Annotated in this window: 7 protein-coding genes and 1 pseudogene; all 8 read left to right on the plus strand. The window is 66.9% G+C overall.

Annotated features, from left to right (window positions below):
• A partial coding sequence (locus VGD20_RS18260) for a UDP-N-acetylglucosamine--N-acetylmuramyl-(pentapeptide) pyrophosphoryl-undecaprenol N-acetylglucosamine transferase (RefSeq protein ID WP_331135801.1) occupies window positions 1-435 on the plus strand: 435 nt, incomplete at its 5' end.
• Window positions 435-1,865 (plus strand): UDP-N-acetylmuramate--L-alanine ligase, encoded by a 1,431-nt coding sequence (murC, locus tag VGD20_RS18265; protein ID WP_331135802.1) that lies wholly within the window; start codon window positions 435-437, stop codon window positions 1,863-1,865. The genes VGD20_RS18260 and murC, both read left to right, overlap by 1 nt.
• The gene (murB, locus tag VGD20_RS18270) at window positions 1,862-2,761 is read left to right on the plus strand and encodes a UDP-N-acetylmuramate dehydrogenase (protein ID WP_331135803.1); all 900 of its coding nucleotides are present in this window, start codon (window positions 1,862-1,864) and stop codon (window positions 2,759-2,761) included. The genes murC and murB overlap by 4 nt, the downstream gene beginning before the upstream one ends.
• Window positions 2,758-3,684 carry a D-alanine--D-alanine ligase gene (locus VGD20_RS18275; protein ID WP_331135804.1) on the plus strand — a complete coding sequence of 309 codons (927 nt, stop codon included), beginning with the start codon at window positions 2,758-2,760 and terminating at the stop codon, window positions 3,682-3,684. Before murB ends, VGD20_RS18275 begins: the two co-directional genes overlap by 4 nt.
• Entirely contained in the window at window positions 3,681-4,622 is a 942-nt protein-coding gene (locus VGD20_RS18280) for a cell division protein FtsQ/DivIB (protein ID WP_331135805.1), read from the plus strand. The genes VGD20_RS18275 and VGD20_RS18280 overlap by 4 nt, the downstream gene beginning before the upstream one ends.
• Window positions 4,623-4,625: 3 nt before the next feature.
• Window positions 4,626-5,882: a cell division protein FtsA gene (ftsA, locus tag VGD20_RS18285; RefSeq protein WP_331135806.1), complete on the plus strand. Its 1,257-nt coding sequence runs from the start codon at window positions 4,626-4,628 to the stop codon at window positions 5,880-5,882.
• Window positions 5,883-6,035: 153 nt separating this feature from the next.
• On the plus strand, window positions 6,036-7,493 hold the full coding sequence (gene ftsZ / locus VGD20_RS18290; protein WP_331135807.1) for a cell division protein FtsZ: 1,458 nt from the start codon (window positions 6,036-6,038) through the stop codon (window positions 7,491-7,493).
• 74 nt (window positions 7,494-7,567) lie between these two features.
• Window positions 7,568-7,946 (plus strand): annotated as a pseudogene (locus VGD20_RS18295) (SPOR domain-containing protein); the annotation flags it as partial.

The following is a 7,946-nucleotide window of genomic DNA, read 5'->3' on the forward strand; positions in this document are numbered from 1 at the left end:
ATCAAGGATTTTCCGGAACGGCTGCGCTGGGCGCATCTCGTCATCGCGCGTGCCGGCGCCTCGACCGTCGCCGAGCTCGCCTGCGCCGGCCGCCCGGCGATCTTCGTGCCCTACCCGGACGCGATGGACGACCACCAGACCTGGAATGTCGTCGATCTGGTCGAGGCGGGCGGGGCAATCGCGTTTCAGCAGCCCGCCTTCACGCCTGCCGAGGTGGCGAAGCATATCCAGCGCATGGCGCTCGAACCCGGCGCGCTCGAGGACGCCGCCGAACGCGCGGCAAGTTGCGGCTTGCCCGATGCGACGCGCGACCTTGCAGATCTTGTCGAATCGCTCGCCGCTCCGCCGATGATGGACGTGATCCGCGTTGGCGCGCCGTCGCGTCCGGCGGCGGTCGCGGGCGGCATTGCCGCCACCCGCGCGGGAGATCAGTGATGCGCGGCGTTGCGACCGATATCGGCACCATCCACTTCATCGGCATCGGCGGCATCGGCATGTCGGGCATCGCCGAGGTGATGCACAATCTCGGCTATCAGGTGCAGGGCAGCGATATTGCCGACAGCTATGTCGTCGAGGGGCTCCGGCGGCGCGGGATCAAGGTCGCGATCGGGCACGAGGCATCGAATGTCGACGGGGTCGCGGTCGTCGTGACCTCGACCGCGGTGAAGCGCGGCAATCCGGAGGTCGAGGCCGCGCTCGCACACCGCATCCCGATTGTCCGCCGCGCCGAAATGCTCGCCGAACTGATGCGGCTCAAATCGACCGTCGCGATCGCCGGCACGCACGGCAAGACGACGACGACCAGCCTCGTCGCCGCGCTGCTCGACGCGGGCGGGATCGACCCGACGGTGATCAACGGCGGCATCATCAACAATTACGGTTCGAACGCGCGCCTCGGTGCCAGCGACTGGATGGTGGTCGAGGCCGACGAGAGCGACGGCAGCTTCCTGCGGCTCGACGGTACGATCGCGGTCGTCACCAACATCGATCCCGAGCATCTCGATCATTATGGCAGCTTCGACGCGATCAAGGACGCTTTCGTCGAGTTTATCGAGAATGTGCCCTTTTATGGCGCCGCGATGCTCTGCCTCGATCATCCCGAGGTGCAGGCGATCATCCCGCGCATCCGCGACCGGCGGATCGTGACCTATGGCTTCTCGGCCCAAGCCGACGTGCGCGGTACCAATGTGACCCCGGGTGCCGACGGCAACCGCTTCGACGTCGTCGTGCGCGACCGTGACGGCAACAGCCGGACGATCGAAGGCATCCACCTGCCGATGTCGGGGCGCCACAATGTCCAGAACTCGCTCGCGGCGATTGCCGTCGCGCTCCACATGGGCGTGTCGGATGACAAGATTGTGTCGGGGTTCAACGGTTTCGCCGGGGTGAAGCGCCGCTTCACCAAGGTCGGCGAGATCGCGGTGGGTGCCGGTGTCATCACCGTTATCGACGATTATGCGCACCACCCGGTCGAAATCCGTGCCGTCCTGTCCGCGGCGCGCGAAGGCGCGGGGGCGGGGCGCGTCGTCGGCGTCGTCCAGCCGCACCGATTTACCCGGCTCCGCGACCATATGGATGATTTCCAGCAGGCGTTTAACGACGCCGACATGGTGCTCGCGCTTCCCGTCTATGCCGCGGGCGAAAGCCCGATCGAAGGCGTGTCGTCCGACGCGCTGGCCGAAGGACTCCGCGATCGTGGCCATCGTCAGGCGAATGTCGTTGCCGATGCTGGCGGGCTCGCTTCGGCCATCGCGGCGAGCCTCGCCGCGGGCGACCTCGGCGCGGGCGACATGATCATCTGCCTCGGCGCGGGCGACATCACCAAGATCGCGGCGGGATTGGCTGCGGCGGTGGAGGCGGGATGAGCGCCGTCGATACTCTCCCGGCCGTTCGCGGCAAGCTCACCGCAAAGGCGCCGCTGGCGCCGCTCGTCTGGTTCAAGTCGGGCGGTCCGGCCGACTGGCTGTTCGAGCCCAAGGACGCCGACGATCTCGCCGACTTTCTGCGAAGCCTCGACCCGGCGATTCCCGTGATGGCACTCGGACTCGGGTCGAACCTGATCGTCCGCGACGGCGGCTTCCCGGGCGTCGTCGTCCGGCTCGGCAAGGCGTTTGCCAAGGTCGAGGCTATCGACGCGACGACGCTGCGTTGCGGCGGCGGGGCCTCGGGTATCCTCGTGTCCTCAACCGCACGCGACGCGGGGATCGCGGGCATGGAGTTTCTGCGCTCGATCCCCGGCACCGTCGGTGGTTTCGTGCGCATGAACGGCGGCGCCTATGGCGGTGAAGTCAGGGATATACTGATCGACTGCGACGTCGTGCTGCGCTCGGGCGAGCAGAGGACGCTGCCGCTCGCCGACCTCGGCTATACCTATCGCCACAGCGAGCTGCCCGATGGGGCGGTCGTGATCGGCGCGACCTTCCGCGGCCGTCCCGGCGAGCCTGCCGCCATTCAGGCCGAAATGGACCGCATCTCGGCAAGCCGCGAAGCGTCGCAACCGCTGCGCTCGAAGACCGGCGGCTCGACCTTCAAGAATCCCGACGGCCACAAGGCCTGGCAATTGGTCGACGAGGCCGGTTGCCGTGGCTTCGCGGTCGGTGGCGCACAGGTCAGCGAGAAGCACACCAATTTCCTGATCAACACCGGTGAGGCGACAAGCGCCGACATCGAGGCACTCGGCGAGGAAGTCCGCCGCCGGGTGAAGGCGAAGAGCGGCGTCGATCTGCAATGGGAGATTCAGCGCGTGGGAGTGGCAAAATGAGCCGGGGTCCGTGGCATGTCGCCGTCCTGATGGGCGGCTGGTCCGCCGAACGCGAAGTATCGCTGATGAGCGGCAACGGCGTCGCGGACGCGCTCGAAAGCCGGGGCCACAAGGTCACGCGCATCGACATGGACCGCGACGTTGCACAGCGGCTTGCCGAGACGAAACCCGATGTCGTGTTCAACGCGCTTCACGGCGTTCCGGGCGAGGACGGGACGGTGCAGGGAATGCTCGACCTGATGGGCCTCAAATACACCCACAGCGGGCTGGTTACCTCGGTGATCGCGATCGATAAGGAATTGACGAAGCAGGCGCTCGTGCCCCATGGAATCCCTATGCCGACGGGGACGATGGTCGACAGCGAAAGCCTGTTTTCAGTTGACCCGCTGCCGCGCCCCTATGTGCTCAAACCCGTCAACGAAGGATCGTCGGTCGGCGTTGCGATCGTCAGGGACGACAGCAATTACGGCAACCCGATCGCGCGCGAAGCAGTGGCGCCCTGGCAGGAATTCGACCGGCTGCTCGCCGAACCCTTCATCAAGGGGCGCGAGCTGACCGTCGCGGTGCTGGCCGACACGCCGCTGGCCGTCACCGAGCTTCGCGTCAAAACGGGCTTTTACGATTATGACGCCAAATATACCGAAGGGCTGACCGAGCATGTCTGCCCCGCCGACGTGCCCGCCGACGTCGCGCAGCGGATGAAGGATCTGGCGCTGCAATCGCACCGTCTGCTCGGCTGCAAAGGCGCTTCGCGCTCGGACTTTCGCTGGGACGACGAACATGGCCTCGCGGGCATCTTCCTGCTCGAGGTCAATACCCAGCCGGGGATGACGCCGCTCAGCCTCGTGCCCGAGCAGGGTCGTGCGGTGGGCATGGATTATGCCGAACTGGTCGAACGCATCGTGGGGGAAGCGTTGTCATGAGCAAGACACAGATCAAACGCGGGAAATCCCCGCCAAGGCGGCCCGCGCGCGCGCCGAAAAAGCGGCGCAAGATCCAGCAATCGCGCCTCAACGCGATCATCAACGCGCTGCCGATCAGCCCGCAGCGGCTGCAAAAGGTCGCCAACTGGACGATCGGGCTCAGCCTGTGCGCGGTCGCCGCGATCGGTGCGCATGCCACCGGGGTGACCGCGAAGATTCACGAGGAATATGCGCAGGCGGTCGGCCGCGCGGGGTTCCAGGTCAGGAAGGTCGAGGTCGTCGGTGCCGACCGTATCGACCGGCTCAAGGTCTATGACATCGCGCTCGCGCAAAAGGACCGTTCGATGGCGGCGGTCGACCTCGAGGATGTACGCGGCGACCTGATGAAATATGGCTGGATCAAGGATGCGCGCGTGTCGCGGCGGCTGCCCGACACGCTGGTCGTCGACATCGTCGAGCGCACGCCGGCGGCGATCTGGCAGCATAATAACCGCCTGTCGCTGATCGACGAAAAGGGCGTCGTGCTCGAACCCGTGACCGTCGCGACGATGCCCGACCTGCCGCTTGTCATCGGACCGAAGGCGAACCAGCGCTCGCAGGACTTGGGCCGCCTGCTCGCCGAGGCGAGCAGCCTCAAGGAACTGCTCGCCGGCGCGACCTGGGTCGGCAATCGCCGCTGGGACCTCCGCTTCCGCAGCGGCGAGACGCTGTCGCTTCCCGAGGGCGAAGCCGAGGCGAAGGCCGCGCTCGCCAAATTCGCGCATATGGACGGCGCCAACCGCTTGCTCGGACGCGGCATCTTGCGCTTCGACATGCGCGACCCCGACCGTTTCGTGCTGCGTCTGCCGCACGAAGGGCAGGTTGCACCCGCCAGGCTCGACGATGCGCGCGCGGCGGTCGATGCTGTCGCCGCAGCAAGCTCGGCGGAGAAGGGATAAGCCATGCCGCCACCGCGCATCGAAAAGATCATCACCGCGCTCGATGTCGGGTCGTGGAAAGTATGTGCGCTGATCGCGGGGCAGACCGCCGACGGCCAGCTCCACGTCCTCGGCACCGGCCAGCGCGAAAGCCGCGGTGTGCAGCGCGGCTATGTCGCGGACATGGAGCAGACCGAACATATCGTGCGCGAGGCGATCGAGCAGGCCGAGCGCATCGCCGGCCTCAACATCGACGACGTCTGGGTCAGCTTCTCGGCAGGCGGACTGCTCAGCGATGTCGCGCCGATCGAGAGCGAGCTCGGCGGCCACCGGATCGAGCAGGAGGATATCGACGATCTGCTCGCCGCGGGCCGCGCGGGCATCGATCCCGAAGGCCGGATGATCCTGCACGCGCAGCCTGCGCTCTACACGCTCGACGGCCTCAACGGGGTCAAGAATCCGATCGGTCTCCACGCCGACCGGCTCGGCGTCGACATCCATATCATCATGGCCGACGGGGCGCCGGTGCGGAACCTCGAGGCCGCGGTGCGGCAGGCGCATCTCGACGTCAATGCCGTCGTTGCCTCGCCGATCGCCGCGGGGCTCGCCTGTCTCTCGGATGAGGAGCGCGACCTTGGTGTCGCGCTCGTCGAACTCGGCGCCGCGGTGACCACCGTCTCGCTCTATGCCGGCGGCATGCTCGTCGAAATGGTGTCGCTGCCGTTCGGTGCGAGCGACATCACCGACGACATCGCCTCGGCCTTCGGCATCCGGCGCAGCCAGGCGCAGCGACTCCAGAGCTTCTACGGTTCGGCGTCGGCCTCTCCGCGCGACAATAACGAGATCATCGAGCTTGAGCCCGGCGCGCCATCGGGCAGCGATTCCCCGCGCATCACGCGCGCGCAGCTCGTATCGGTGATCCGCCAGCGTCTCGATGCGATGATGGGAGAGATCGGCAGGACGTTGAAAGACCTGCATTTCGTCGGCCCGATCGGCCGTCAGGTCGTGCTTGTCGGCGGCGGCGCCGACCTCAAGGGCATCGCCGACTATACCCAGAGCGCGCTCGGCCGCGCCGCGCGCGTCGGGCGACCGCGCGGCTTGCACGGCCTGCCCGATGCGCACAGCGGTCCGGCTTTCGCGACGCTCGCGGGTCTGGTTCTCTATGCGGCGTCGGACCCGGTGGACCTTCGCGACCTCCCCATGATGTCCCAGGATGTCTATCGGCCCGCCGGCACTTCGATCCTTCACCGGTTGATGGCCGCGTTGAAAAGCAGTTTTTAGGGGCCGAGAGGCCAAAAGGGTTAATTTTTTGGGTGATTCCGGCGTCACAATAGTGCAATGCGGTAACAGGAATCCGGACGGCAGGACCACCGTCCGTCTGGGTCGCATGGTGAGGGAAGCGGCACCGGTTCGCCGCTGCAGGGAGACTGATTGATGAGCATCAATATTGGCCCGCCGCAGGTCGACGAGCTGAAGCCGCGCATCGCGGTGATCGGCGTCGGCGGCGCGGGCGGCAATGCCATCGCAAACATGATCGCGGCACGCGTCGAAGGGGTCGATTTCATCGTCGCCAACACCGACGCGCAGGCGTTGAACGCTTCGCCGGCCGAACGGCGCATCCAGCTGGGGACGCAGATCACCCAGGGTCTGGGCGCGGGCTCGCGCCCCGAGGTGGGCCGCGCGGCCGCCGAGGAAAGCATCGCACAGGTCGAAGAGGCGCTGAACGGCGCGCATATGTGCTTCGTTGCCGCCGGCATGGGCGGCGGCACCGGCACCGGCGCGGCGCCCGTCATCGCCAAGGCGGCGCGCGACCGCGGCATCCTGACCGTCGGCGTCGTGACCAAGCCCTTCACCTTCGAAGGCCAGCGCCGCATGCGTTCGGCGGACTCGGGTATCGCCGAGCTGCAGGATCATGTCGACACGCTGATCGTCATCCCGAACCAGAATCTCTTCCTCGTCGCCAACCCGAACACGACCTTCAAGGAAGCGTTCACCATGGCCGACGAAGTGCTTCAGCAGGGCGTTCGCGGCATCACCGATCTGATGGTCATGCCCGGCCTCATCAACCTCGACTTTGCCGACGTGCGCAGCGTGATGCGCGAGATGGGCAAGGCGATGATGGGCACCGGCGAAGCCGAAGGCGACGGCCGTGCCCTCGAAGCCGCGCAAAAGGCGATCGCCAATCCGCTGCTCGACGGCGTGTCGATGGCAGGCGCCAAGGGCGTCATCATCTCGATCACCGGCGGCGAGGACATGCGCCTGATGGAAGTCGACGAGGCCGCGAACCATATTCGCGAACTGGTCGATCCCGATGCCAACATCATCTGGGGCAGCGCGTTTAACGACAATCTTGACGGCAAGATCCGCGTTTCGGTGGTCGCCACCGGCATCGACAACAACGGCGAAACCGCCGCGCAGGCATCGCCTGCAGCGCGCAGCTTCTCTTTCGCCCCGGCGCGCGCGGCAACGCCCGCACCGGTGGCCGAAGAGGTTGTCGAGCCCGAGGTTCGGGAAGAGCCGCTGGCGGCGACGCAGCCCGCGCGCGAGGACAATGATCCGGCCCCCGGCTTCTCGCTGGGCGGTACGGTCGAGCCCGAAGCTCCGGTCGCGGCTGTCGAAGAGGAGCCGATGGAATTGTCGCGCGTCGCCGCGACTTACGATGACACGGCCGATGAACTCGTGCTGGACGCACCCGAGGCGCCGGCGGAATATCGCTCCGCGCCCGCTGCGGAAACGGCCGCGGAATCGCCTGCACGCGCGATTGGCGGTGGTACGTTGTTCGAACGCATGTCGCGTCTGTCGCGCGGAGCTGCCGCGCCCGATGCGGAGGACGGCGACAAGGACGACGGGGTCGATATCCCGCGGTTCCTGGGACGCCAGAACAACCAGTAACAGGGCTTCGAGCGGCCGTCCGTCACGTGCGACGGGCCGGAAATCGGGATGAATTGCCGATGCGGCAAGCGAAAATGACGGCGAAGCCGGCGCGCGCACGGCGGATTGCCTGCGCGTTCGGCGCGCTGTTGTTTGTGTCTGCCGTCCTGTCGCCGGTTCATGCCATGCAGGCGACGCCGCCCGACGCGGCGACCCGTGCCGCGATGGAAAAGCGAACGACGGCGCGCACCCTGCTGTCGTCGGCGCTCGCGCGCATCGCGGCGAACAACAGCGACACGGGTGCGTTGCTCGATGCCGGGCGCGCGTCGATCGACCTCGAGGATTATCGCGCTGCGCTCGGCTTCCTCGTTCGTGCCGAGCAGGCGAACCCGCGTGACGGGGCGGTCAAGGCGGCGCTTGGTTCGGCAATGGTCCATATGGAAAATCCGACCCGCGCGCTCGATTATTTCGGCG

Origin of the sequence: Sphingopyxis sp. (genome assembly GCF_036402335.1) — a bacterium.
Classification (GTDB): domain Bacteria; phylum Pseudomonadota; class Alphaproteobacteria; order Sphingomonadales; family Sphingomonadaceae; genus Sphingopyxis.